Below are 22596 nucleotides of genomic sequence, written 5' to 3' on the forward strand. Positions count from 1 at the left end.
TTGGAAAAGTCCGACGGCTAGGTGGCGCCTTCGGACTCCACGTAGAGGGCGTACAGCGAATGGCTGGCCGCCATGTAGAGGCGATTGTTTTTGGGGCCGCCGAAGGTGAGGTTGGCACAGCGTTCGGGCAGGCGGATGAAACCGATGGGCTTGCCTTGCGCGTTGAAGATCTTGACGCCATCGAGGTCTTCGGACTTCGCCTGCGGCTGATAGACCTTCATGCCGTTGCCTGCATCGACGGGTTCGGGCGCGAGCGCGCCGTTCCAGCCCCAGCCCATCCAGAGGTTGCCGTCGCGGTCGACGCGAAAGCCGTCGAGCGCCGCAGCGCCCGTGCCATCGATGAGCTTCACCTTGTTCGACACACTGCCATCGGCCGCCACGTCATAACTCCAGAGGCTGCGGTTGGGCGTGCCCTTCCATTCGACGACGTAGAGCTTCTTCTCGTCCGGCGAGAAGGCCAGGCCGTTGGGATTCACGAGGTCGGTGATCACCGCCGAGAGCTGGCCGTCGGGCGTGAGGCGGTACACGTTGGTCGTCGCCTGCTCGGACGCGGCCTTCTCGCCTTCCCACGTGCCCGAGATGCCGAAGAGCGGATCGGTGAACCACACGGTATCGTCCGATTTCACAACCACGTCGTTCGGCGAGTTCAGGCGCTTGCCCTGGTAGCGGTCGGCCAGCACGGTCACGCGCCCGTCGGATTCGGTGCGCACCACGCGCCGCGTCACCGAGTGCTCGCAGCTGATGAGGCGGCCCTGCCGGTCGCGCGTGTTGCCGTTGCAGTAGCCGGCGTTCGCCTTATGGACCTTGAACTCGCCGGTCTTTTCCTCGTAGCGCATCAGACGGTTGTTCGGAATGTCGCTGCACACGAGATAACCCTCGCGCGGCAGGTACACCGGGCCCTCGGCCCAGCGCATGCCGGTGCCGACCTGCTCGAGCGTGCTGCTGTAGATGCGGTACTTCGCAAAGCTGGGGTCGAGAATCAGCACCGACGGATCGGGATACCGCTGCTGCGGCTTGTAGGGAAACGACTGGGCGCCCGCGGCGGCGGCCACCGCGCCGAGTGCCGAGCCGGCAGCCGCTTGCAGCAGGCGACGGCGATCCATGTGCTTGTTCATTCAGTCTCCTGGGATGTTTCAGCCGTCAGCGCACGAAGGCACCGGGCGCTCAGCGGACCATGCAGGGGCGCTTGTTGTCGAAGGTCCAGTTCGGAATGAGGAACTGCATCGCCTGCGCATCGTTGCGCGCGCCCAGGCCATGCTTCAGGTACAGCTGGTGCGCCTTCTCGACCTCGGCCATGTCGAGCTCGATGCCCAGGCCGCCGCGCGTGGGCACCTGCACGAGGCCGCCTTCGATCTGCAGCGGTGCCTTCGTGAGGCGCTGGCCGTCCTGCCAGATCCAGTGCGTGTCGATGGCCGTGACCTTGCCGGGCGCCGCAGCGGCCACGTGCGTGAACATCGCGAGCGACACGTCGAAGTGGTTGTTCGAATGCGAGCCCCAGGTCAGGCCCCAGGCCTGGCACAGCTGCGCCACGCGCACCGAGCCCTGCATCGTCCAGAAGTGCGGGTCGGCCAGCGGAATGTCGACCGACTGCAGCGAGAGGCTGTGCACCATCTCGCGCCAGTCGGTGGCGACCATGTTGGTGGCGGTGGGCAGGCCCGTGGCGCGGCGGAACTCGGCCATCACCTCGCGGCCCGAGAACACGCCCTCGGCGCCGCATGGGTCTTCGGCATAGGCCATCACGCCGTGCAGGTCGCGGCACAGGCGGATGGCGTCGGCCAGCAGCCAGCCGCCGTTGGGGTCGAGCGTGACGCGCGCCTGCGGAAAGCGCGCGTGCAGCGCGCGGATCGCCTCGACCTCTTCCTCGCCGCGCAGCACGCCGCCCTTGAGCTTGAAGTCGGTGAAACCGTAGCGCGCATGCGTGGCCTCAGCCAGCCGCACGATGGCCTCGGGCGTCATCGCCTCTTCGTGGCGCAGTCGGAACCAGTCGTTGTCGGCGCCGGGGTCGGACTCGTACGGCAGGTCGGTCTTGGTGCGGTCGCCCACGTAGAAGAGGTAGCCGAGCATCTGCACCGCATCGCGCTGCTGGCCTTCGCCGAGCAGCGCGGCCACGGGCACGCCCAGGTGCTGGCCCAGCAGGTCGAGCAGCGCGGCTTCGGCGGCCGTCACGGCATGGATGGTCACGCGCAGGTCGAAGGTCTGCAGGCCGCGCCCGCCGCTGTCGCGCGCGGCAAAGGCGCTGCGCATGCGGTTGAGCACGGCGTTGTGGTTGCCGATGGGCTGGCCCACGATGAGGTCGCGCGCGTCTTCGAGCGTCTGGCGGATCTTCTCGCCGCCCGGCACCTCGCCCACGCCGGTGTGGCCGGCGCTGTCGGTGAGGATCAGCAGGTTGCGCGTGAAGAACGGACCGTGCGCGCCGCTGAGGTTCATCAGCATGCTGTCATGGCCCGCAACGGGCACGACGCGCATGGCGGTGACGACGGGCGCGCCCGACACGATAGGGGAGGCAGCGGATTCAGGAGAGGTCATCTTCGGGCTCGGTGGCTCAGTCTGCGGTGATGTGGCGGGTGTCGATCAATGTCTTCCATCGCGCCCACTCGCGCAACTGGAAGGCGGTGAAGTCCTCGGGCGTGCTGGCGACGATTTCCAGGCCTTGGTCGAGCATGCGCTTCTTCGTCTCGGGGTCCTGCATGGCGGCGATGACCGCGTCGCTCAGCTTCTTCTTCGTGGCAGGCGGCAGGCCCTTGGGCGCGGCCATGCCCTGCCACGAATAGACCTCGGCGCCCTTCACGCCGGCCTCGGCGAGCGTGGGCACGTCGGGCAGCACGGGCGAGCGCTTGTCGCCGGTGACGGCCAGCGCGCGCAGCTTGCCGGCGCGGATGTGCGGCAGCACGGCGTTCACGTTCTGGAACGAGAAGTCGACCTGGTTGCCCAGCAGGTCGTTCACCGCCGGCGCGCCGCCCTTGTAGGGCACGTGCACGCCTTCGGTCTTCGATTGCTGCCAGAAGAGCTCGGCCGACAGGTGGTCGGACGAGCCGTTGCCCGAGCTCGCGAACGAGACCTTGCCGGGCGTCTTGCGCAACAGCGCGAGCACGTCGGCCACGCTGCGCTCGGGCCGCGCGACATTCGCCACGAGCACGTTGGGCGCCTGCACGGGCACGCTGATGTAGTCGAAGTCCTTGGTGGCGTCGTAGGGCACGCCCTTTTGCAGATGCGGCGTGACGACGAAGGCGCCCAGCGACGACACCAGCAGCGTGTAGCCGTCGGGCAGTGCGCGCTTCACGAAGCCGGTGCCGATGGTGCCGGTGGCGCCGGGCCGGTTGTCGACCACGAAGCTGCCGCCGAGTTTGCCCTGCAGCTGCTGCGCCAATGCGCGCGCCACCATGTCGGTGGAGCCACCGGCCGGGAACGGCACGATGATCGTCACGGGTTTCTGCTGCGGCCATGCATCGGCCTGCGCCGAGGCGTGCAGCGGCAGCAGAGCGGTGGCGGCGAGCGCGAGGCCCGCGGCCAGGAGTTGTTGTCTCTTCATCGATCGCGCCTCCGTCAGGTCGTGAGACGCACAGCCTGGCGCGCGAGCAGCTTCCACTCGCCGCCCTGCTTCTGCCAGACGCCGAGGATCTTCAGCGCGACCTTGCCGGGCTTGCCTGAGTCGTTGGTGTCGGCCGTGAGCGTGTGGCGCACGATGGCGGTGTTTCCGTCGACGACCTTGATGGTCTGGTCGGTGATCGCGATGGTCACGAAGTCCGACTTGCGGTCGAGCAGGTCGGCGATGAAGCTGGCCTGCGTGTCGACCTTGCCGCCCGAATGGCCGTAGCTCAGGTCGTCGGCCACCAGCGCGCGCAGCGCGGCCGGCGTCGGGTCGACCATGGCGACGCGCAGCCGCTCGGCGGCCGCGGCCACTGCCGGTTCGGCCGATGCGCCGCTGTTGCTGCCTCCGCTGGCGGCGCAGCCCGCGAACACGGCGGTCGCTGCGGCGGCGAGCAGGAATTTTCTGATGAGCATGTCGTTGTCTCCTGTTTGTTTTGTGGTGCGGTCGACTGCGATCAGTGCCTGCTTACTGCGGGCCGAGCGTGTCGATGAGCGCCTTCAGTGCGTCCATCTCGTCGGGCTTCAGGTCGGTCAGCGGCGCGCGCACGGGGCCGGCGTCGTGGCCGACAAGCTTGGCGCCCGCCTTCACGATGCTCACGGCGTAGCCGGGCACGCGGTTGCGCAGCTCCAGGTAAGGCATGAAGAAGTTCTTCAGCAGGCGGTGCTGCGTGGCCATGTCGTCGTTGGCGACCGCGTGATAGAAGTCCATCGCCGTCTTCGGAATGAAGTTGAAGACCGCCGACGAGTACACCGGCGTGCCCATCGCCTTGTAGGCCGCGGCATACACCTCGGCCGTGGGCAGGCCGCCCAGGTAGGCAAAGCGGTCGCCCATCTTCTGGAAGATCGCGACCATCGCCTCGATGTCGCCCACGCCGTCCTTGAAGCCGACGAGGTTCGGGTTGCGCTCGGCCAGGCGAGCCAGCGTGTCGGGCTTCAGGCGGCTCGAAGCGCGGTTGTAGACGATCACGCCGAACTTCACGCTCTTGCACACGGCCTCGACGTGCGCGGCCAGGCCTTCCTGGCCGGCTTCGGTGAGGTAGTGCGGCAGCAGCAGGATGCCGTGCGCGCCGGCCTTCTCTGCGGCCTGTGCGCATTGGATGGCGAAGCGCGTCGGGCCGCCGGCACCGGCAATGATCGGCACCACGCCGCGGCAGGTGTCGACCGCCGTCTGGATGATGCCGGGGTACTCGTCACCGGTCAGCGAGAAGAACTCGCCCGTGCCGCCCGCGGCGAACAGCGCGCTCGCGCCGTAGGGCGCCAGCCATTCGAGGCGCTCGATGTAGCCCTTCTTGTTGAAGTCGCCGTTGCTGTCGAAGTCGGTCAGCGGGAACGAGAGCAGGCCGGAGCCCATGATGGTCTTGAGTTCTTGCGGGTTCATCGGAAGTCGTCCAGTGAAAAAAGAGAAATGAGGAAAAGAAGAGAGAAGAAGAAGGGGCCGCTCAGTCGAGCTTGAGATTGGCCTGCTGGATCACTTGCGCCCAGCGCGCGCGTTCCTTGGCGAAGAACTGGTCCTGCTCGGGCGCGGTCATGGTCACGACCTCGGCGCCCTGCCCCGCAAGGCGCGCCCGGATGTCGGGCGTGCGGATGATGCGGACCAGTTCCTTGTTGAGCCGGGCGATCACCGCGTCAGGGGTGCCGCGCGCCGCGACCACGCCCTGCCATGTGCCCGACTCGTAGCCGGGAACGCCCTGCTCCGCGATGGTCGGCACGCTGCCGATCAGGGGCATGCGCGTCGACTTCGACACCGCGATGAGCTTGAGCTTGCCGCTCTGTACATGCGGGTACGTGGCCAACATGCCGTTCATGAGCACCTGCGTCTGGCCCGCGACGGTGTCGAGCACGGCCTGCACGCCGCCCTTGTAGGGCACGTACTCCCACTTGGCGCCGCTCTTGCGCTGCAGCTCGACGCCGGCCAGGTGCGCGGTGCTGCCGCTGGCAGTGACGGCGAAGTTGAGGTCGCTCTTCTTCGACAGCTCGACCAGCTCCTTCAGCGTGTTGGCCTGCACCGACGGGTGCACCACCAGCAGGTGCGGCGAGTAGGCCAGCATGGCCACGCTGCGCAGGTCCTTCGACGGATCGAACGGCAGCTTGGGGTACAGCGACGGGCTGATGGCCAGCGCACCGAGGTCGCACAGCATGAGCGTGTGGCCGTCGGCCGGCGCCTTGGCCAGCATGTCCGCGCCGAGGTTGCCGTTGGCGCCCGCGCGGTTCTCGATGACCACGGGCTGGCCCAGCGCTTCGGACAGCGGCTGGCCGATGGCGCGCGCAATGATGTCCGACGAGCCGCCCGGCGGGTACGGCACGATGAGACGGATGGGCTTGGAAGGCCAGGTGCCGCCCGCCCCTTGCGCGAACGCGTGCAAGGGCAGGCTGGCGGCCAGTGTGGTGGCGAGGGCGGCGCCGAGTGCGCCGCGTCGGTTGACGGTCATGGGGGCTGTCTCCTGAAGTTCGATGCAGGCATGCGGGACCGCGATGGCGCCGCATGTTATCAGTCATCGTACAACTAGAAAATCAGCTTGTCCAGACTTGGCCCCCGAAAACCCGGGGAGAACTCAGCGCGAAGGGGTGTTGTCGGACGAGGCGGCGCCGTGGCCGGCCGCCTCCGCCCTGGCTTTTTGCTGTTGCGCGGCTTCCTGCGCCATGCGCAGCCGCTCGCGGCTGTTGGTCAGGTGGATGCGCATCGCGGCGCGTGCCGACTCGGGGTCGCGGCGCGCGATGGCCGCGTAGATTTCCTCGTGCTCGCGGTTCACGCGGCTCAGGTAGCTGCCGTCCTGCACGCGGATCGCGCTGATGCGCGTGCGCGGGATGATCGTCGTGCCCAGGTGCCGCATGATGTCGGCGAAGTAGGGGTTGCCGGTCGACTGCGCGATCTCCAGGTGGAAGGCGAAGTCGGGTCCCACGGTGTCGCCGCCCACCGTGACGTTCTGCTCGAACGCGTCGAGCGCCTGGCGCATCGCGACCAGCTGCTCGTCGGTGCGCCGGCTCGCGGCCAGCCCGGCGGATTCGGTCTCCAGGCTGATGCGCAGCTCGAGCACGGCGAGCACGTCGACCGAGGTCGCGATCTCGCCGGGATCGAGGCGAAACACCCCGCCCATGCCGCCCGGACGCGGCTGCAGCACGAAGGTGCCCACGCCGTGCAGCGTCTCGACCAGCCCGCCCGCCTGCAGCTTCGACAGCGCCTCGCGCACCACGGTGCGGCTCACGCCGTAGGCCTGCATGATGGCCGACTCGGTCGGCAGCTTGTCGCCGGGGCGCAGCGACTGGCTGCGGATCTTCTCGCCCAGGTCTTCCACCAGCCCGTTCGCCAGGCCGCGCGCGCGCTGACGCGGCCGCCCCACGAAAGCGGCGTTGCCCGCCGGGTTGTCAGCGGTCGTTGTCTGAACTTCGGGATTACCCGCAGTCGTTGAGGCCATGACGACGATCATAATCCCCTCACAGTTGTACGACAACAGATAACTTATCACCTAAAAACGGTGACGACGTTGTCCACCTCCTCCGCTTCCCCTCACACATCCCGAAGACATGTCGACGCCTGAAGCCCCCTCCCCCCAGCTCGGCCGCCTGCTGCTGACCGGCGCCGCCGGCGGCCTGGGCCGCGTGCTGCGCGAACGGCTCGCGCCTTTTGCGAACGTGATCCGCCTTTCCGACATCGCCGACATCGCGCCGGCCACCGGCGCACATGAAGAAGTCGTGCCCTGCGACCTGTCCGACAAGGCCGCGGTCGACGCGCTGGTGGCCGGCTGCGACGCCATCGCCCATTTCGGCGGCGTGTCAGTCGAGCGCCCGTTCGAGGAAGTGCTCGAAGCCAACATCAAGGGCGTGTTCAACCTGTACGAGGCCGCGCGCCGCCATGGCGTGAAGCGCGTGGTGTTCGCCAGCTCGAACCACGTGATCGGTTTCTACAAGCAGGACGAGCACATCGACGCGCACGCCGCGCGCCGGCCCGACGGCTACTACGGCCTGTCGAAGTCCTTCGGCGAGGACATGGCGCAGTTCTACTTCGACCGCTGGGGCATCGAGACGGTGAGCATCCGCATCGGCTCGTCGTTCCCCGAGCCGCTCAACCGCCGGATGATGAGCACCTGGCTCAGCTACCGCGACCTCACGACGCTGATCCAGAAGTCGCTCTTCACGCCCGACGTGAAGCACACGGTGGTCTACGGCATGTCGGCCAACCGCGACCTGTGGTGGGACAACGCCGCCGCCGCGCACCTGGGCTTCGCGGCGCAAGACAGCTCCGAGGTGTTCCGCGACAAGGTCGAGGCGCAGCCGCCGGTGGCGCCCACCGATCCGAACGCCATCTACCAGGGCGGCGCCTTCACCGCGCAAGGCCCGTTCGGCGACTGAACAGGCCGCACCGCATGCAAGCCGAACTCGTTCTCGACGCGCGCAACGGCACGGGCGAAAGCCCGGTGTGGCTGGCCACGCAGCAGGCGCTGTACTGGGTCGACATTCCCGCGCGCACGCTCAACCGCTGGCACGCCGGCGAAGGCCATGCGCAGTGGCACGCCGACGAAATGATCGCCTGCATCGCACCGCGCGCCGACCGGCCCGGCGAATGGATCGCCGGCATGGAAAGCGGCCTGTTCTCGCTGCGCGAGCGCACCGACGGCACGCTCGCGGCCACGCCGCTCGCCCCGGTAGCGCACGCCGCGCCGGGCATGCGTTTCAACGACGGCCGCTGCGACCGGCAAGGCCGCTTCTGGGCCGGCACGATGCGGCTGGACATGGCCGCGGGCGCGCGCGTCGGCCGCCTGTACCGCCACGGCCCCGGCGACGACGGCGCGGCCTTGCAGTTGGACGACCTGATCGTGCCCAACGGCCTGGCCTTCAGTCCCGACGGCCGCACGATGTACCTGTCGGACTCGCACCCGAACGTGCAGGCCGTCTGGGCCTTCGACTACGACACCAACACCGGCACGCCGAGCAACCGCCGTCTCTTCGTCGACATGAATCCCCTGCCCGGCCGCCCCGACGGCGCAGCGATGGACGTCGACGGCTGCTACTGGATCTGCGGCAACGACGCCGGCCTGGTGCACCGCTTCACGCCCGACGGCCGGCTCGACCGCTCGCTCGCCGTGCCGGTGAAGAAGCCCGCCATGTGCGCCTTCGGCGGCCCGACGCTCGACACGCTGTTCGTCACCTCGATCCGCCCCGGCGGCATCGACCTGTCGGACCAGCCGCTGGCTGGCGGCGTGTTCGCGCTGCGCCCCGGCGTGGCCGGTGTGCCCGAGCCGGCCTTCGGCGGCTGACCCTTTTCTTTTTTATTGACGACAACCACCAAGAGGACGAGACAAATGAAGCTCTACAAGACACTCATCGCACTTGCTGCCGGCGCGGCGGCCGCGTTGACCACGCTGGCTGCCGGCGCCACCGAGTTCCGCTCGGCCGACATCCACCCCGACGACTACCCCACCGTGACCGCCGTGAAGTTCATGAGCGAACGGCTCAAGGCGCTGTCCGGGGGCAAGCACAGCATCAAGGTCTTCAACAACAGCGCGCTCGGCAACGAGAAGGACACGATCGAGCAGACCAAGATCGGCGCGCTGCAGATGGTGCGCGTGAACATCGCGCCCATGAACAACATCTGCCCCGAGACGCAGGTGCCGACCATGCCCTTCCTGTTCCGTTCGGTGGAGCACCTGCACAAGGTGCTCGACGGCCCGGTCGGCGAAGAAATCCTGAAGTCGTGCGAGAAGCAGGGCTTCGTGGGCCTGGCCTACTACGACAGCGGCGCGCGCTCGATGTTCACGGCCAAGAAGCCGGTGCGCAACTTCGCCGACATGAAGGGCCTGAAGGTCCGCGTGCAGCAGTCCGACCTGTGGGTGTCGATGCTCGAGGCCATGGGCGCCAACGCCACGCCGATGCCGATGGGCGAGGTCTACACGGGCCTGAAGACCGGCCTCATCGACGCCGCCGAAAACAACTACCCCACCTACGAAAGCGCGCGCGCCTTCGAGGTCGCCAAGTACTACAGCAAGACCGAGCACTCGATGGCGCCCGAGATGCTGCTGTTCTCCAAGCGCGCGTGGGACAAGCTCTCCGCCGAAGAGCAGGGCTGGCTGCGTCAGGCCGCCAAGGAATCGGTGCCCTACATGCGCAAGCAGTGGCAGGAGCGTGAAGTGAAGTCGCTGGCCACGGTGAAGGCCGGCGGCGCCGAGATCATCGACGTCGACAAGGCCCCGTTCCAGGCCGCGATGAAGCCGGTGTACGACAAGTTCATCACGGACGCGAAGCTCAAGGACCTGGTCAAGCGCGTCCAGGACACGAAGTAAACAGGGCTCGCCCCCAGGCTTCGCGCACTTCGTGACCCTGCGCCCCTGCCGGGGGCCACGAAGAGGCGGAGCCTCTCCATTTTTCGCGCTGGAAATATGTACACCAAACTTTGCCGCACGCTCGCCCGTGCCTGCATGTGGTTGGGCATCCTCGGTCTCGTCGCGGTGATCTGCGCCGTGAGCTGGCAGGTGTTCGGCCGCTACGTGCTCAACAACACTCCCACCTGGGCCGAGAGCCTCGCGCTGCTGCTGGTGCTCTACGTGACCATGCTGGGCGTGGCCGTGGGCGTGCGCGACGCGGGCCACATCGGACTTGAATCGTTCCTCGTGCTCGCACCCGACTGGCTGCGCCTGAAGATGGAATACCTCATCCACGCGCTGATCCTGCTGTTCGGCCTGGCCATGGCCTGGAACTGCGCCTCGCTCGCCGAATCGGTGTGGGACTACCGCCTGCCCACGCTGTGGATTTCCGAAGGCTGGAAGTACGTGCCCGCCGCCGTGTCGGGCGTCCTCATCGTGATGTTCTCGATCGAACACATCATCGCGCTCGCTCAAGGCCGCGAAGTCGAACCCGCCTGGGGCTGAACCTCATCATGACGACCCCTCTTCTCATTCTCTGCCTCTCGTTCACGCTGTTCCTCCTGCTCGGCGTGCCGGTGGCGTTCTCGATCGGCCTGTCGGCCCTGGCCACGCTGCTGTACGAAGGCCTGCCGCTCGCGGTGGGCTTCCAGCAGATGACCTCGGGCATGGGCATCTTCTCGTTCCTGGCCATTCCCTTCTTCATCTTCGCCGGCGAGCTGATGCTCTACGGCGGCATCGCGGACCGCATCGTCAACTTCGCGCGCAACCTCGTGGGCCACGTGCGCGGCGGCCTCGGCATGTCGAACGTGGTGGCCTGCACCCTGTTCGGCGGCGTCTCCGGCTCGCCCGTGGCGGACGTCTCGGCCATGGGCGCCGTGATGATCCCGATGATGAAGAAGGAGGGCTACCACGCCGACTACGCCGTCAACGTGACGACGCACGCGGCCCTGGTCGGCGCGCTGATGCCGACCAGCCACAACCTCATCATTTACTCGCTCGCAGCGGGCGGCAAGGTGTCGATCGCGGCGCTGATCCTGGCGGCGCTGCTGCCGGCGGCCGTGCTCACGCTGAGCAACCTCGCGGCCGCGTACCTCGTGGCCGTGAAGCGCGGCTACCCGGCCGGCAGCTTCCCGGGCTGGGCCATCGTGGCGCGCTCGTTCGCGGCGGCGCTGCCGGGCCTGTTCATCGTGGTGCTGATCCTCGGCGGCATCCTGTCGGGCATCTTCACGGCGACCGAATCGGCGGCGGTGGCGGTGCTCTATGCGCTGGCGCTCACGATCTTCGTGTACCGCACGCTGAAGTGGGAGCACTTCATCAAGGCCGCCTCGAAGGCTGTGCGCACCACGGGCGTGATCCTGCTGCTCATCGGCATCTCGAGCACCTTCGGCTACCTCATCAGCCTGTACGGCGTGGCCGAACTCACGGGCCAGATGCTGTCGCAGGTGACGACCACGCCGTGGATGATCTTCCTGCTCATCAACATCATCCTGTTCGTGCTGGGCACCTTCCTGGACATGGCCGCGACCATCCTGCTGTGCACGCCGATCTTCCTGCCCATTGCACAGCAGTACGGCATGACCTCGGTGCAGTTCGGCGTGGTGATGCTCATCAACTGCGCGCTCGGCCTGAACACGCCGCCCGTGGGCACCACGCAGTTCGTCGGCTGCGCCATCGGCGGGGTGTCGGTGGGCACGGTGATGCGCACGATCTGGCCCTTCTACGGCGCGTTGATCTTCGCGCTCGGCGTGGTCACCTTCGTGCCGGCGTTTTCCACCTGGCTGCCGAGCCTCTTCATGGTGGTGAAGTAAAGAAAAGAGAAAGGGCCTCCCGATGGCCGATGCGAACACCCGACCGCCGCTGTACATCCGCATCCACGCGGCCGACAACGTCGCCATCGTCGCGAACGACGGCGGCCTGAAGGCCGGCACGGTCTTCGACGACGGCCTGGTGCTGGTCGACACCGTGCCCCAGGGCCATAAGGTGGCACTCGTCGACCTGGCCGAAGGCGACGCCATCCGCCGCTACAACGTGGTGATCGGCTACGCGCTCAAGGCGCTGCCGCGCGGCAGCTGGGTGCACGAGCGCGTGATGCGCATGCCGGTCGCGCCGGAGCTCGACGGCCTGCCCATCGCCACGGTCAAGCCCCCTGCCCTGCCGGCGCTCGAGGGCTACACCTTCGAGGGCTACCGCAACGCCGACGGCTCGGTGGGCACGCGCAACATCCTCGCGATCACGCAGACCGTGCAGTGCGTGGCGGGCGTCACCGAATTCGCCGTGCAGCGCATCAAGGCCGAGCTGCTGCCGAAGTACCCGCATGTGGACGACGTGGTGGCGCTCGAACACAGCTACGGCTGCGGCGTGGCCATCGACGCGCCCGACGCCATCGTGCCGATCCGCACCCTGCGCAACATCAGCCTCAACCCGAACTTCGGCGGCGAGGTGATGGTCGTGAGCCTGGGCTGCGAGAAGCTGCAGCCCGAGCGGCTGCTGCCGCCCGGCACCATCCCCATCGCTGACCAGCGCGGCGCGCCCGCCGAGGAGCTCGACGTCGTCTGCCTGCAGGACGACGCGCACGTCGGCTTCATGTCGATGATCGATTCGGTGATGCGCCAGGCCGAGACGCACCTCGCGCGCCTCAACAAACGCCGGCGCGAGACCGTGCCCGCGAGCGAGCTCGTCGTGGGCGTGCAGTGCGGCGGCAGCGACGCCTTCTCGGGCGTCACCGCCAACCCGGCCGTGGGCTTTTGCACCGACCTGCTGGTGCGCGCGGGCGCCACCGTGATGTTCTCGGAAGTCACCGAGGTGCGCGACGGCATCGACCAGCTCACCTCGCGCGCGGCCACGCCCGAAGTGGCCGACGCCATGATCCGCGAGATGGCCTGGTACGACGCCTACCTCGACAAGGGCCGCGTCGACCGCAGCGCCAACACCACGCCGGGCAACAAGAAGGGCGGGCTGTCGAACATCGTCGAGAAGGCGATGGGCTCGATCGTCAAGTCGGGCTCGGCGCCGATCACCGGCGTGCTCGCGCCCGGCGAGAAGCTGACGCACAAGGGCCTGATCTACGCCGCCACACCGGCCAGCGACTTCATCTGCGGCACGCTGCAACTCGCGGCCGGCATGAACCTGCACGTGTTCACCACCGGCCGCGGCACGCCCTACGGGCTGGCCGAGGTGCCGGTGATCAAGGTCGCCACGCGCAGCGACCTCGCGCGCCGCTGGCACGACCTGATGGACGTGAACGCGGGCCGCATCGCCGACGGCGAGGCCAGCATCGAGGACATCGGCTGGGAGATGTTCCGCCTGATGCTCGACGTGGCCAGCGGCCGCAAGAAGACCTGGGCCGAGCACTGGAAGCTGCACAACGCGCTGGTGCTGTTCAACCCGGCACCGGTCACCTGATCGACTCACCCTCACGGAGCACAGCCATGGAAGACCTCAAGGACAAGACCGCCCTCGTCACCGGTGCCAGCACCGGCATCGGCGCCGCGGTGGCCATCGCGTTCGCCGCGCGCGGCATGCGCGTGGCCGTGCACTACAACAGCTCGGCCGATGCGGCGACCCGCGTGGTCGACACCATCCGCGCCGCCGGCGGCACGGCCTTCGCGCTGCAGGCCGACGTGCGAGACACGGCCGCGATCCGCGCCTGCGTGCAGGAAACCACGGCGCAGTTCGGCCGCATCGACGTGCTCGTGAACAACGCCGGCAGCCTCGTCAAGCGCATGCCCATCGCCGACTTCGACGATGCGCTGTTCGACGAGGTGATGCACATCAACGCGCGCTCCGTGCTGGCCTTCTGCCGCGAGACGGTGCCGCAGATGCGCAAGCAAGGCAGCGGCGCCATCATCAACGTGACCTCGGTGGCCGCACGCACCGGCGGCGGGCCCGGCGCCTACCTGTACGCCGGCGCCAAGGGCTTCGTGAGCACCGCAACGCACGGCCTGGCGCGGGAACTCGTGGGCGACCGCATCCGCGTGAACGCGGTGGCGCCGGGCGTGATCCAGACGCCGTTCCAGGACCGCTTCTCGACGCCCGCGATGCTCGAGACCTTCAGGACCGGCATCCCGATGGGGCGCCTGGGCACGGCCGACGAATGCGTGGGTGCCTTCCTGTACCTCGCGTCCGAACAGCTCTCGGGCTACGTGACGGGACAGGTGCTCGAGGTGAACGGCGGGCAGTACATGCCCTGACGCCCCCCCGCCTTCTCAGCACAACAGATCAACAACGGAGACAGAGACATCATGAAGAGAAGCCAGTTCGTCCGCGGCATTGCCGCCCTCTCGGCCACCGCCGCCCTCTCGCTCGGCCTGGCCGCGCCCGCCGCGGCGCAAGCCAGCGACTTCCCGAACCGCACCATCGAGCTGCTCGTGCCCTACCAGCCCGGCGGCGGCACCGATGGGCTGGCGCGCGCGTTCTCGGAAGCCAGCCGCAAGCACATCTCGCAGAGCATCGTGATCGTCAACCGTCCCGGCGCGGGCGGCGCCATCGGCTGGACCGAGGTGATCAACGCCAAGCCCGACGGCTACAAGCTCGCGGTGCTCACGGTGGAGCTGCTCACACTGCCGCACCTGGGCCTGGCCAAGTTCAACTACGACGACTTCCAGCCCATTGCGCAGCTCAACGCCGACCCGGCCGCGATCACCGTGAAGGCCGATGCGCCGTGGAACACCATCGAAGAATTCCTCGCCGCCGCGAAGAAGTCGCCCGAGGGCATCCGCGTGGGCAACTCGGGCAACGGCTCGATCTGGCACCTGGCCGCCGCCGCGCTCGAAGACAAGACCGGCACCAAGTTCGGCCACATCCCGTTCCAGGGCGCCGCGCCTGCCGTGCTGGCGCTGCTGGGCGGCCACATCGAGGCCGTGGCCGTGAGCCCCGCTGAAGTCACGACGCACGTGCAGGGCGGCAAGCTCAAGGTGCTGATGGTGATGGCCGACAAGCGCGTGAAGGGCTTCGAGAAGATCCCGACCGCCAAGGAGCGCGGCATCGACCTGTCGATCGGCACGTGGCGCGGCCTGGGCGCACCGAAGAACACGCCACCCGAAGTGATGGCCAAGCTGCGCGAGATCACCGCCAAGACCGCCGCCGAGCCGCTGATGCACGAGGTGATGGACAAGCAGAACCTGGGCTACGTCTACACCGACGGCGCGGTGTTCAAGGAAACGCTGGCCAAGGACAACGCCTACTTCAAGGCGCTGATCACCAAGCTGAACATCAAGCCGTGAACGCGACACGACAAGGAGACACAGCCATGCAACGTCGCACACTCATACAGTCCGCCCTCGCCGCCTCGCTGGCGGCGGCCCTGCCCGCCTTCGCGCAAGGCGGCACCACCTGGCCCACGGGCAAGGCCATCACCTACCTCGTGCCCTTTCCCGCGGGCGGCACCACCGACGTGCTGGGCCGGCTCATCGGGCAGAAGCTCGGCACCGTGCTGGGCACGAGCGTGATCATCGACAACAAGGGCGGCGCCGGCGGCAGCGTGGGCTCCGAGATCGGCGCGCGCGCCGCGCCCGACGGCTTCACGCTGGTAGGCGGCACGATCAGCTCGCATGCCATCAACGTGAGCCTGTACCCCAAGCTGGGCTACGACCCGCAGAAGTCGTTCGCGCCCGTGACGCTCATCGGCACCAACCCCGTGGTGCTGGTGGTGAACCAGGCCAGCCCCTACAAGACGCTGAAGGACGTGATCGCCGCGAGCAAGGCCAAGGCCGGTGGCCTCTCGTCGGCCTCGGCGGGCACGGGCACCTCGCAGCACCTGGCGCTGGAGCTGCTGGGCTACAAGTCGGGCGTGAAGTTCACGCACATCCCGTACAAGGGCAGCGGCCCAGCGATCCAGGACGTGATCGGCGGCCAGGTCGACATGATGTTCGACACCACCGTGGTGGCCGGCCCGCACATCCAGAGCGGCAAGCTGCGCGCCATCGCCGTCACCTCGGCCAAGCGACTGGCCTCGATGCCCGACGTGCCGACGGTGGCCGAGTCGGGCGTACCCGGCCTGCAGGACTTCGAGGTGGTGTCGTGGCAGGCGATCTTCGTGCCCGCGGGCACGCCGGCGCCCGTCGTCGACCGCCTGCACACCGAGATCCGCAAGATCCTCGCGACGCCCGAGATGCAGGACAAGCTCAAGGGCTTCGGCATGGAGCCCGCCGACCTCACGACCGCGCAGATCGCCGCCTTCCAGAAAACGGAAGTGGAGAAGTGGGCGCAGGTGATCAAGGCCGCAGGCATCAAGGCCGACTGACCTCCCCCTTCCCCGCATCCGACAACATCCACACCCCCACAAGCGCCCGGTGGGCGGTGTGGTGCGGGCGGCCCCTCTGTGCCGCCGAGGCGCGCAGCGTTTCGCGGATCAGGGCTCGCAGCTGTTTGAGCGAAGCGAGTTCTGCGAGACCCCGCGAAACGCGAGCACCGCAGGGCAGCCGCGAAGCGGCCGGCACAGTGGGGCCGCCCGCGCCGCGCCGCCCGCCGGGCGCGTGCCTGCAAAGGTCAAGGACCAGCAAGGAACCAAGGGAAGCTTCCTACGCCCCCAAGAAGAAGCGCTTTATAGAATGCCCGTCCGATTCCGCATTCCAGGCCTTCCACAACGTGTCCGATCGCTCCGCAGTTCTGCCCCAATACCTGTTCCCCAAGCAGGCCCTGACCAATTTCGCCGGCTGGGTCGCAGGCAAGGAACGAGGCGCGGTCACCACCTGGATCATTCGCCGCTTCGTTGCCAAGTACGGCGTCGACATGGGCGAAGCGCTCGAGTCCGACATCCATCACTACAAGAGCTTCAACCAGTTCTTCACGCGCGCCCTCAAGCCCGGCATGCGCCCCCTCGCGCAGGCCGACCTCGTGTGCCCCGTGGACGGCGCCATCAGCCAGTTCGGCGCCATCGAGGGCGACCAGATCTTCCAGGCCAAGGGCCACAACTACACGACCACCGCGCTGGTCGGCGGCGATGCCGCGCTGGCCGCCAAGTTCGCGCACGGCAGCTTTGCCACGCTGTACCTGAGCCCCAAGGACTACCACCGCATCCACATGCCCTGCGACGGGCGACTGGTGCGCATGATCCACGTGCCCGGCGACCTGTTCTCGGTCAACCCGACCACCGCGCGCGGCGTGCCCGGCCTGTTCGCGCGCAACGAGCGCGTGGTGTGCGTCTTCGAATCGGCCAACGGCCCCTTCGTGCTCGTTCTCGTGGGCGCCACCATCGTCGGCAGCATGGCCACCGTGTGGCACGGCGTGGTCAACCCGCCGCGCGTGGGCGAGCTGCGCGAGTGGCACTACAACGACCAGCAGATCGACATCAAGAAGGGCGACGAGATGGGCCGGTTCTTGCTGGGCTCCACCGTCGTCATGCTGTTCCCGGCGCCCGCGCTGGCCTTCAACCCGGACTGGTCGCCCACCCGCGCGATCCGCCTGGGCGAAGCCATGGCCAACTACGCCTGATTTGTGAAGCTTTGTCTCGAAACCCGCATGCTGCATGCCTGTACAGCTATAAAACCAGTAGCATCCTGATCCTTCGCGCTATAGTCGTCGGCCAGCCAGACGGTCCATGACGACCAATCACAAACAAGAGTGCGCCGCCCCGGCCTGCCCCCGGCCGACGGTCCGCCCAGCTTCGAGGAGATGATGTCGATGAGTACCAAGGAAAACGCAGCCATCAGCCAGTTGCTCGCCCTGCTCGAAGCCCGCTATGCGCTGCGTGTGCTGTGGGCCCTGCGCGACGGCCACGCCCAGACCTTCCGGCTGCTGCAGGACAGCGTCGGCGGCATCACTCCCAACACCCTCAACACCCGCATCAAGGAGCTGCGCGAAGCCGGCGTCGTGAGCCACGGCAGCGACGGCTACTGCCTCACGCTGAGCGGACAAGACCTGCTCAAGCGCCTGTCCGACCTGCAGGCCTTCGCCGCCAAGTGGCAATTGGGGCAGAGCAAGAAGGCCGCGGGGCCGGCCGCCGCGCAGCCTGCATCGGCCGAGGCATCCTCGCCCGTGGCGCCTGCTGCGCCAGCGCCGTCCGCCCCCGACGCAGCACCTCCCGCAACCACGCCGCCCGGCTCCGACAGCCAGGGCTGAAGCGGGGTCCTCGCGGGCCTCGGTAAACTCCGCGCCTCCGATTCCTCTCCCATTTCATCGACGCAAGGAGCGTTTCCCATGCCCACCACCCCCTCCGGCCTGCAATACGAAGACACCGAAGTCGGCACCGGCGCCGAAGCCAAGGCCGGCCACCACGTGCACGTGCACTACACGGGCTGGCTCTACAACGACGGCGTGCAAGGCGCCAAGTTCGACTCCAGCCGCGACCGCAACGACCCCTTCGCGTTCTCGCTGGGCGCCGGCCAAGTCATCAAGGGCTGGGACGAAGGCGTCGCCGGCATGAAGATCGGTGGCAAGCGCACGCTGATCATCCCCGCCTCGCTGGGCTACGGTGCCCGCGGCGCCGGCGGCGTGATCCCCCCGAACGCCACCCTGAAGTTCGACGTCGAGCTCCTCGACGCGCATTAAGGGCTCGCCCCCAGGCTGCGCGGCACTTCGTGTCCGCTTCGCCAACCCCCTACCGGGGGCGACACCTGCGGCCCGGCGAAGCCGGTTCCGCGGTGTCTCTCGCGAAAGCCACTTCGCACCCCTCTTGCGGCCGCTTTGGCCGCATTTTTACGCTTGAAAAGCCCTAGAGCAGCCCCAAGTGGCTGGCTGTGTTTGTTTTCCGGCGCACGCCGGTTCTTTGAAAAATGTCTGACCCGCAACAATCCGCACAGAATTCTCAAATGCTGCAAGGCGAGCCCAGTCCCGAAGAACTGGAGGCCGCGCAAGCCGCCAACGAAGCCGAGGCGCTCGACGCCCTGGCCGTGGCGCAAGGCGAACTGGCTGCCCTTCAGACCAAGAATGCCGAGCTGGCCGACCAGTACCTGCGCGCCCAGGCCGACGTGCAGAACGCCCGCCGCCGCGCCGACGACGAGATCACCAAGGCCCGCAAGTTCGCGGTCGAAGCCTTTGCCGAGAGCCTGCTGCCGGTGACCGACAGCCTCGAAGCCGGCCTGGCCGTCAAGGACGCCACGCCCGAGCAGATCCGCGAAGGCGCCGAAGCCACGCTGCGCCAACTCAAGAGCGCGCTCGAACGCAACAAGGTGATCGAAGTGGCCCCCGCTGCCGGCGACAAGTTCGACCCGCACCTGCACCAGGCCATCTCGATGGTGCCCGCCGACCAGGACGCCAACACCGTGGTGGGCCTGCTGCAAAAGGGCTACACGATCAACGAGCGCGTGCTGCGCCCGGCGCTGGTCACCGTGGCCGCCCCGAAGTAAATCGGCACTGCCCCACAAGATTCCCACAGGAAATCCCCGCGTCGTCCCTTGAATCGCACCGGGTTATCCACAAGTTCATAACAACATATTTTTCCGAATTTCAGGAGTAAGAACATGGCAAAGATCATCGGCATCGACCTCGGCACCACCAACTCGTGCGTGTCGATCATGGAAGGCAACACCACGCGTGTGATCGAGAACTCGGAAGGTGCGCGCACCACGCCGTCGATCGTCGCGTACCAGGAAGACGGTGAAGTCTTGGTCGGTGCCTCGGCCAAGCGCCAGGCCGTCACCAACCCCAAGAACACGCTGTACGCGATCAAGCGCCTGATCGGCCGCAAGTTCGAGGAAAAGGAAGTCCAGAAGGACATCGACCTGATGCCCTACACCATCGCCAAGGCCGACAACGGCGACGCATGGGTGGAAGTGCGCGGCAAGAAGATGGCCCCGCAGCAGGTCAGCGCCGACATCCTGCGCAAGATGAAGAAGACCGCCGAAGACTACCTCGGCGAAGCCGTGACCGAAGCCGTGATCACGGTGCCGGCCTACTTCAACGACGCACAGCGCCAGGCCACCAAGGACGCCGGCCGCATCGCGGGCCTGGACGTCAAGCGCATCATCAACGAGCCCACCGCTGCTGCCCTGGCCTTCGGCCTGGACAAGCAGGACAAGGCCGACCGCAAGATCGCCGTGTATGACCTGGGCGGCGGTACCTTCGACGTGTCGATCATCGAGATCGCGGACGTCGACGGCGAGAAGCAGTTCGAAGTGCTGTCGACCAACGGCGACACCTTCCTGGGCGGCGAAGACTTCGACCAGCGCATCATCGACTACATCATCGGCGAGTTCAAAAAGGAACAAGGCGTCGACCTGAGCAAGGACGTGCTAGCCCTGCAGCGCCTGAAGGAAGCCGCTGAAAAGGCCAAGATCGAGCTGTCGAACAGCGCGCAGACCGACATCAACCTGCCGTACATCACGGCCGATGCCACCGGTCCGAAGCACCTGAACATCAAGCTCACCCGCGCCAAGCTGGAAAGCCTGGTCGATGAGCTGGTCGAGCGCACCATCGCGCCTTGCCGCCTGGCCATCAAGGACGCCGGCATCAGCGTGAACGACATCAACGACGTGATCCTGGTCGGCGGCATGACCCGCATGCCCAAGGTGCAGGAAAAGGTGAAGGCCTTCTTCGGCAAGGAACCGCGCAAGGACGTGAACCCCGACGAAGCCGTGGCTGTCGGCGCCGCCATTCAAGGCCAGGTGCTCTCGGGCGACCGCAAGGACGTGCTGCTGCTGGACGTGACCCCGCTGTCGCTGGGCATCGAGACCATGGGCGGCGTGATGACCAAGATGATCACGAAGAACACCACGATCCCGACGAAGTTCGCACAGACCTTCTCGACCGCCGAGGACAACCAGCCGGCCGTGACCATCAAGGTGTTCCAGGGCGAGCGCGAGATCGCCTCGGGCAACAAGCTGCTGGGCGAGTTCAACCTGGAAGGCATTCCGCCGGCATCGCGCGGCACGCCGCAGATCGAGGTGAGCTTCGACATCGACGCCAACGGCATCCTGCACGTCGGCGCCAAGGACAAGGGCACCGGCAAGGAAAACAAGATCACCATCAAGGCGAACTCGGGCCTGAGCGAAGACGAGATCCAGAAGATGGTCAAGGACGCCGAGCTCAACGCCGACGAAGACAAGAAGAAGCTCGAGATCGTGCAGGCGCGCAACCAGGGCGAAGCCATGGTGCACAGCGTGAAGAAGTCGCTCGGCGAGCATGGCGCCAGCCTCGAAGCTGCCGAGAAGGACGCGATCGAAGCCGCGATCAAGGACCTGGAAGAAGCCCTCAAGGGTGAAGACAAGACCGTGATCGAGGAAAAGACCAACACGCTGATGACCGCGAGCCAGAAGCTCGGCGAGAAGATGTATGCCGAATCGCAGGCTGCGGCCAACGCCTCGGCCGCCAGCGGCCCGGCAGGCGCGGAAGCTGCGGCGCATGCCCAGGCTGACGACAACGTGGTCGACGCCGAAGTCAAGGAAGTGAAGAAGGGCTGATCCCCTGCCCTTCTAACAAGGCTGGAACACCTGAACAGGTGCTCCAGCCTTTCTCGCTTCCAGTTCCCCGACGAGTTCCCGCCGCCCGACCGAATCTGCTGCCATGGCCACCAAACGCGACTACTACGAAACCCTCGGCGTTCCCAAGAACGCGAGCGAGGAAGAAATCAAGAAGGCTTATCGCAAGCTTGCGATGAAGCACCACCCCGACCGCAACCACGGCGACACCAGCAAGGACGCCGAGGCCAAGTTCAAGGAGGTGAAGGAAGCGTACGAAATGCTGTCGGACGGCCAGAAGCGCGCGGCCTACGACCAGTACGGCCATGCCGGCGTCGATCCCAACATGCGCGGCGGCCCCGGCGCGGAAGGCTTCGGCGGCTTCGCGGAGGCCTTCGGCGACATCTTCGGCGACGTGTTCGGCGGCGGCCGCGGCCGCACCAGCGGCGGACGCCAGGTGTTCCGCGGCAGCGACCTGAGCTACGCGATGGAAGTCACGCTCGAGGAAGCCGCCGACGGCAAGGACGCACAGATCCGCATCCCGAGCTGGGACGACTGCGGCACCTGCCACGGCTCCGGCGCCAAGCCCGGCACCAAGCCCATCACCTGCACCACCTGCCACGGCGCGGGCGCCGTGCAGATGCGCCAAGGCTTCTTCAGCGTGCAGCAGACCTGCCCGACCTGCCACGGCAGCGGCAAGATCGTTCCCGAGCCCTGCACCGTGTGCCACGGCCAGGGCAAGATCAAGAACAACAAGACGCTCGAGGTGAAGATTCCGGCCGGCATCGACGACGGCATGCGCATCCGCAGCACCGGCAACGGCGAGCCCGGCACCAACGGCGGGCCACCCGGCGACCTGTACATCGAGATCCGCCTCAAGAAGCACGACCTGTTCGAGCGCGACGGCGACGACCTGCACTGCGTGGTGCCCGTGAGCGTCACCACCGCGGCGCTCGGCGGCGAGATCAACGTGCCCACGCTCAAGGGCGCGGCCGCCATCGACATTCCCGACGGCACCCAGAGCGGCAAGCAGTTCCGCCTGCGCGGCAAGGGCATCAAGGGCGTGCGTTCGAGCTACCCGGGCGACCTGTACTGCCACGTGCGCGTGGAAACGCCCGTGAAGCTCACCGAGCACCAGCGCAAGCTGCTCAAGGAGCTCGACGAATCGCTCAAGAAGGGTGGCGAGAAACACAGCCCGACCGACAAGGGCTGGTTCGACAAGGCCAAGGAATTCTTCAGCTGATGATGATGCTGACGCGCTGACGGCCTTCGTCAGCGCCGGGCCGGCGCCCTGTCGGCCCGAAGCGTGCCCTCTTTCG

The 22596-nt window shown here is 67.3% G+C and carries 21 protein-coding genes and 1 pseudogene; 15 read left to right on the top strand and 7 right to left on the bottom strand.

From position 1 onward, the window contains the following. Positions 1-17: 17 nt before the first annotated feature. The 7 genes from AC1RAA_RS09730 to AC1RAA_RS09760 form a co-directional block, all read right to left on the bottom strand. Positions 18-1115, bottom strand: a complete 1098-nt coding sequence (locus AC1RAA_RS09730; RefSeq protein WP_492729804.1) for an SMP-30/gluconolactonase/LRE family protein — start codon at positions 1113-1115, stop codon at positions 18-20. A 49-nt stretch (positions 1116-1164) separates the two neighbouring features. After that, on the bottom strand, positions 1165-2526 hold the full coding sequence (gene gudD, locus AC1RAA_RS09735; RefSeq protein ID WP_139706624.1) for a glucarate dehydratase: 1362 nt from the start codon (positions 2524-2526) through the stop codon (positions 1165-1167). A gap of 16 nt (positions 2527-2542) precedes the next feature. Continuing rightward, positions 2543-3529 carry a Bug family tripartite tricarboxylate transporter substrate binding protein gene (locus AC1RAA_RS09740; RefSeq protein WP_492729801.1) on the bottom strand — a complete coding sequence of 329 codons (987 nt, stop codon included), beginning with the start codon at positions 3527-3529 and terminating at the stop codon, positions 2543-2545. Between the two features lie 14 nt (positions 3530-3543). After that, positions 3544-4002 carry a nuclear transport factor 2 family protein gene (locus AC1RAA_RS09745; RefSeq protein WP_492729799.1) on the bottom strand — a complete coding sequence of 153 codons (459 nt, stop codon included), beginning with the start codon at positions 4000-4002 and terminating at the stop codon, positions 3544-3546. Positions 4003-4054: 52 nt separating this feature from the next. Beyond that, positions 4055-4966 (bottom strand): 5-dehydro-4-deoxyglucarate dehydratase, encoded by a 912-nt coding sequence (kdgD, locus tag AC1RAA_RS09750; RefSeq protein WP_062470656.1) that lies wholly within the window; start codon positions 4964-4966, stop codon positions 4055-4057. 61 nt (positions 4967-5027) lie between these two features. Continuing rightward, the gene (locus AC1RAA_RS09755; RefSeq protein ID WP_062470659.1) at positions 5028-6017 is read right to left on the bottom strand and encodes a Bug family tripartite tricarboxylate transporter substrate binding protein; all 990 of its coding nucleotides are present in this window, start codon (positions 6015-6017) and stop codon (positions 5028-5030) included. A gap of 123 nt (positions 6018-6140) precedes the next feature. Beyond that, positions 6141-7001: a FadR/GntR family transcriptional regulator gene (locus AC1RAA_RS09760; RefSeq protein ID WP_492729797.1), complete on the bottom strand. Its 861-nt coding sequence runs from the start codon at positions 6999-7001 to the stop codon at positions 6141-6143. Between the two features lie 109 nt (positions 7002-7110). On the opposite strand from AC1RAA_RS09760, the gene AC1RAA_RS09765 reads away from it, so the two are divergent. The 15 genes and pseudogenes from AC1RAA_RS09765 to dnaJ all read left to right on the top strand — a co-directional run bounded on the left by AC1RAA_RS09765 (position 7111) and on the right by dnaJ (position 22520). After that, entirely contained in the window at positions 7111-7935 is an 825-nt protein-coding gene (locus AC1RAA_RS09765) for an NAD-dependent epimerase/dehydratase family protein (RefSeq protein WP_492729795.1), read from the top strand. A gap of 14 nt (positions 7936-7949) precedes the next feature. Beyond that, a complete protein-coding gene (locus AC1RAA_RS09770; protein WP_492729793.1) occupies positions 7950-8840 on the top strand; it encodes an SMP-30/gluconolactonase/LRE family protein in 891 nt (296 codons plus the stop codon). 45 nt (positions 8841-8885) lie between these two features. Continuing rightward, positions 8886-9863, top strand: a complete 978-nt coding sequence (locus AC1RAA_RS09775) for a TRAP transporter substrate-binding protein (protein WP_070059672.1) — start codon at positions 8886-8888, stop codon at positions 9861-9863. A 96-nt stretch (positions 9864-9959) separates the two neighbouring features. Then, the gene (locus AC1RAA_RS09780) at positions 9960-10448 is read left to right on the top strand and encodes a TRAP transporter small permease (RefSeq protein ID WP_062470671.1); all 489 of its coding nucleotides are present in this window, start codon (positions 9960-9962) and stop codon (positions 10446-10448) included. A gap of 8 nt (positions 10449-10456) precedes the next feature. Beyond that, positions 10457-11752: a TRAP transporter large permease gene (locus AC1RAA_RS09785; protein WP_070059673.1), complete on the top strand. Its 1296-nt coding sequence runs from the start codon at positions 10457-10459 to the stop codon at positions 11750-11752. A gap of 22 nt (positions 11753-11774) precedes the next feature. Next, positions 11775-13346 carry a galactarate dehydratase gene (gene garD / locus AC1RAA_RS09790; RefSeq protein ID WP_492729791.1) on the top strand — a complete coding sequence of 524 codons (1572 nt, stop codon included), beginning with the start codon at positions 11775-11777 and terminating at the stop codon, positions 13344-13346. 26 nt (positions 13347-13372) lie between these two features. Continuing rightward, a complete protein-coding gene (locus AC1RAA_RS09795; protein WP_492729789.1) occupies positions 13373-14134 on the top strand; it encodes an SDR family NAD(P)-dependent oxidoreductase in 762 nt (253 codons plus the stop codon). Positions 14135-14185: 51 nt separating this feature from the next. Further along, complete coding sequence (locus tag AC1RAA_RS09800) at positions 14186-15166, top strand: tripartite tricarboxylate transporter substrate binding protein (RefSeq protein WP_492729787.1); 981 nt, start codon at positions 14186-14188, stop codon at positions 15164-15166. Positions 15167-15192: 26 nt separating this feature from the next. After that, complete coding sequence (locus AC1RAA_RS09805) at positions 15193-16185, top strand: Bug family tripartite tricarboxylate transporter substrate binding protein (RefSeq protein WP_492729785.1); 993 nt, start codon at positions 15193-15195, stop codon at positions 16183-16185. Between the two features lie 344 nt (positions 16186-16529). Next, positions 16530-17375 (top strand): archaetidylserine decarboxylase, encoded by an 846-nt coding sequence (asd, locus tag AC1RAA_RS09810; protein ID WP_153285152.1) that lies wholly within the window; start codon positions 16530-16532, stop codon positions 17373-17375. Positions 17376-17564: 189 nt separating this feature from the next. Beyond that, positions 17565-17867: pseudogene (locus AC1RAA_RS09815) on the top strand (winged helix-turn-helix transcriptional regulator); the annotation flags it as partial. A 213-nt stretch (positions 17868-18080) separates the two neighbouring features. Continuing rightward, on the top strand, positions 18081-18431 hold the full coding sequence (locus AC1RAA_RS09820) for an FKBP-type peptidyl-prolyl cis-trans isomerase (protein ID WP_019655816.1): 351 nt from the start codon (positions 18081-18083) through the stop codon (positions 18429-18431). 224 nt (positions 18432-18655) lie between these two features. Further along, positions 18656-19228, top strand: a complete 573-nt coding sequence (grpE, locus tag AC1RAA_RS09825; RefSeq protein WP_082817966.1) for a nucleotide exchange factor GrpE — start codon at positions 18656-18658, stop codon at positions 19226-19228. Positions 19229-19342: 114 nt separating this feature from the next. Further along, positions 19343-21280, top strand: a complete 1938-nt coding sequence (gene dnaK / locus AC1RAA_RS09830; protein ID WP_492729782.1) for a molecular chaperone DnaK — start codon at positions 19343-19345, stop codon at positions 21278-21280. Between the two features lie 103 nt (positions 21281-21383). Then, positions 21384-22520, top strand: coding sequence for a molecular chaperone DnaJ (dnaJ, locus tag AC1RAA_RS09835; protein ID WP_062470698.1), 1137 nt, complete (start codon positions 21384-21386; stop codon positions 22518-22520). The last annotated feature ends 76 nt before the right edge of the window (positions 22521-22596 follow it).

The organism is Variovorax sp. GW823-FHT04F07, from assembly GCF_058795995.1.

What these genes read in the sequence shown, in the direction of transcription:
- AC1RAA_RS09730 (WP_492729804.1), bottom strand. Translation starts at nt 1,115, where the DNA reads ATGAACAAGCACATGGATCGCCGTCGCCTGCTGCAAGCGGCTGCCGGC.
- gudD (WP_139706624.1), bottom strand. Translation starts at nt 2,526, where the DNA reads ATGACCTCTCCTGAATCCGCTGCCTCCCCTATCGTGTCGGGCGCGCCC.
- AC1RAA_RS09740 (WP_492729801.1), bottom strand. Translation starts at nt 3,529, where the DNA reads ATGAAGAGACAACAACTCCTGGCCGCGGGCCTCGCGCTCGCCGCCACC.
- AC1RAA_RS09745 (WP_492729799.1), bottom strand. Translation starts at nt 4,002, where the DNA reads ATGCTCATCAGAAAATTCCTGCTCGCCGCCGCAGCGACCGCCGTGTTC.
- kdgD (WP_062470656.1), bottom strand. Translation starts at nt 4,966, where the DNA reads ATGAACCCGCAAGAACTCAAGACCATCATGGGCTCCGGCCTGCTCTCG.
- AC1RAA_RS09755 (WP_062470659.1), bottom strand. Translation starts at nt 6,017, where the DNA reads ATGACCGTCAACCGACGCGGCGCACTCGGCGCCGCCCTCGCCACCACA.
- AC1RAA_RS09760 (WP_492729797.1), bottom strand. Translation starts at nt 7,001, where the DNA reads ATGGCCTCAACGACTGCGGGTAATCCCGAAGTTCAGACAACGACCGCT.
- AC1RAA_RS09765 (WP_492729795.1), top strand. Translation starts at nt 7,111, where the DNA reads ATGTCGACGCCTGAAGCCCCCTCCCCCCAGCTCGGCCGCCTGCTGCTG.
- AC1RAA_RS09770 (WP_492729793.1), top strand. Translation starts at nt 7,950, where the DNA reads ATGCAAGCCGAACTCGTTCTCGACGCGCGCAACGGCACGGGCGAAAGC.
- AC1RAA_RS09775 (WP_070059672.1), top strand. Translation starts at nt 8,886, where the DNA reads ATGAAGCTCTACAAGACACTCATCGCACTTGCTGCCGGCGCGGCGGCC.
- AC1RAA_RS09780 (WP_062470671.1), top strand. Translation starts at nt 9,960, where the DNA reads ATGTACACCAAACTTTGCCGCACGCTCGCCCGTGCCTGCATGTGGTTG.
- AC1RAA_RS09785 (WP_070059673.1), top strand. Translation starts at nt 10,457, where the DNA reads ATGACGACCCCTCTTCTCATTCTCTGCCTCTCGTTCACGCTGTTCCTC.
- garD (WP_492729791.1), top strand. Translation starts at nt 11,775, where the DNA reads ATGGCCGATGCGAACACCCGACCGCCGCTGTACATCCGCATCCACGCG.
- AC1RAA_RS09795 (WP_492729789.1), top strand. Translation starts at nt 13,373, where the DNA reads ATGGAAGACCTCAAGGACAAGACCGCCCTCGTCACCGGTGCCAGCACC.
- AC1RAA_RS09800 (WP_492729787.1), top strand. Translation starts at nt 14,186, where the DNA reads ATGAAGAGAAGCCAGTTCGTCCGCGGCATTGCCGCCCTCTCGGCCACC.
- AC1RAA_RS09805 (WP_492729785.1), top strand. Translation starts at nt 15,193, where the DNA reads ATGCAACGTCGCACACTCATACAGTCCGCCCTCGCCGCCTCGCTGGCG.
- AC1RAA_RS09820 (WP_019655816.1), top strand. Translation starts at nt 18,081, where the DNA reads ATGCCCACCACCCCCTCCGGCCTGCAATACGAAGACACCGAAGTCGGC.
- grpE (WP_082817966.1), top strand. Translation starts at nt 18,656, where the DNA reads ATGTCTGACCCGCAACAATCCGCACAGAATTCTCAAATGCTGCAAGGC.
- dnaK (WP_492729782.1), top strand. Translation starts at nt 19,343, where the DNA reads ATGGCAAAGATCATCGGCATCGACCTCGGCACCACCAACTCGTGCGTG.
- dnaJ (WP_062470698.1), top strand. Translation starts at nt 21,384, where the DNA reads ATGGCCACCAAACGCGACTACTACGAAACCCTCGGCGTTCCCAAGAAC.